Raw genomic sequence first — 416 nt, forward strand, 5'->3', positions numbered from 1 at the left:
GTAACTTTGTCATCAAGGAAAATCATCAAGGTAGTAACATCACCGGTAATTAACGACACTCCGCCCGAGTTCACACTAAAGATGATAAGCGTAGCGTATTTAATTAGCTTTTTCGGATCGAGTTTTAACGACATCACCACCGCAAGGGAAATTAATGTGGCTGTGATATTGTCTGAAATCGACGAAAATAAGAAGGAGAACCCGCCAATCAAAAACATCAGTTTGCGTTCGCTAATAGCACTGGGCATTATCTTATGCACAATATTTTGGATAAAACCTTTGGAGTTCAAATAGGCTACAAAGGTCATTGCAGCCATTAAAAACAACCAGAGTGTGGCAATCTCTAAAATATTGTGGTCAAGTTGATGTTGTACGTTTTCGGGGCTTTGCCCGTGAAGCGGCGAGATAAATAAGAT

1 protein-coding gene is annotated in these 416 nt (G+C 40.1%); it reads right to left on the reverse strand.

Annotation, left to right across the window (positions count from 1 at the left end):
- The coding region (locus HR9077_RS00825; protein ID WP_280178393.1) for an SLC13 family permease at positions 1-416 on the reverse strand (416 nt) is incomplete at both ends.

Source organism: Modicisalibacter radicis, from assembly GCF_900961225.1.
Lineage (GTDB): Bacteria > Pseudomonadota > Gammaproteobacteria > Pseudomonadales > Halomonadaceae > Modicisalibacter.